Raw genomic sequence first — 1,340 nt, forward strand, 5'->3', positions numbered from 1 at the left:
GGCTCGCCGCGGCGCAGCGGCGCCGGCAGCGCGGTGGCGATCACTTCGCCCAGCGGCGCATGGCAGTAGCGCGCCAGCCAGCGCAGCGAATCGGCCAGTTCCCCGTACAGCAGCGGGGTCGGGTCCAGCCACGCCGCGGCCTGGCGCAATTGCGCCGGATCTTCGCTGGTACCGATCGCGGCAACCACTCCCACCAGCGCGCGCGGGCCGAAAGGGACCTGCAGCCGGCGGCCGATGTCCGCGGGCGCGGCCACGCCGCCGGCCGGGGCGAGGTAGTCGAACAGCTGCGGCAGCGGCACCGGCAGCGCGACCCGCAAGGTGGGGCAAGGGAGAAGCATGGGCGCAGTTTAACGGCTGCGACAAAGCTGAATGGTTTCATCACTTAGATGAAGGTGTTGGCCCTACAGTGATAAATGGGGCGTAAACACCCGCCCCCATTGGGGATTTGGGCTTATCCACATTTTCTGTGGATAACTCTGTGCATGACCGCGTTGCTCCACGCGCTCAGGATGGTCCATCAAGCTTCTCCCTCGACTTGGACAAAAAATAGCCACAACTTTTAATTGTTCAAAATCAATGGCTTGTCTGTGAAACAAAAGAGAAATAAATCATCGGCGGAATTCTTCACGGCACGCGATCACACACTATTGACGCTGTGCACAACTTGCGGGTAGGGCGTTGCAAAGCGGCATCGGAAGTGGCGCCAGTCCGCTCATGAGTGGGGTGGCTCGTTATTATTTGCGCCATGACGGAGTTCACATGATGGCTGTTCCCGCCCCACCGCCGGCCACCGCCGGCACCGCGATTTCCGCGTTCCTGCGGGGTGTCGAACGGCGCGCACTGGTCGTGGCCGAGCTGCAGAGTGGTGATCCGACGGTGGCCGACCATGCGGTCGCCGCCGCCCTGCATGCCTTTTCCGGCCAGGCCGACGGCTGGGCCATGGCCGACTGGCCGGGGCGCTTCTGGGCCCTGCTGTGCAGCACGCCCCAATTGCGCAGCGCCGCGGCGGGCGGGCACTGGCCGCCCGCGCTGGGGCATCTGTCGCAGATGGCCGTCGGCAACCGCCTGGCGCTGTTGCTGCGCATCGGCGCGGGACTCGATGAAGGCCCCGCGGCCGCAGTACTGGGCGTGGGCGAGGACGCTTATCGCCAGGCACTGGCTGCGGCGTGTCCGCTGGATCCGCAGGGCCAACCGGATGCAAGCGCTTGGCGCGCCCTGGCCGAGCAGGTGCAGTTGCAGGTGCGCGAATTGGCGCCAGCGCGGTTGCTGCGACTGGCGCAACTGCGCGAGGCGGCATTGCCCGGTGAACGCCCGGCGCCTGCGCCAGGGCCGGCATCGCC

The 1,340-nt window shown here is 66.6% G+C and carries 2 pseudogenes; one reads left to right on the plus strand and one right to left on the minus strand.

Annotated features, from left to right (window positions below):
• Positions 1–338 (minus strand): annotated as a pseudogene (locus QZH66_RS16175) (primosomal protein N'); the annotation flags it as partial.
• A gap of 424 nt (positions 339–762) precedes the next feature.
• On the opposite strand from QZH66_RS16175, the pseudogene QZH66_RS16180 reads away from it, so the two are divergent.
• Positions 763–1,340 (plus strand): annotated as a pseudogene (locus QZH66_RS16180) (hypothetical protein); the annotation flags it as partial.

The sequence above is a fragment of the Stenotrophomonas sp. YIM B06876 genome (assembly GCF_030711595.1).
Lineage (GTDB): Bacteria > Pseudomonadota > Gammaproteobacteria > Xanthomonadales > Xanthomonadaceae > Stenotrophomonas.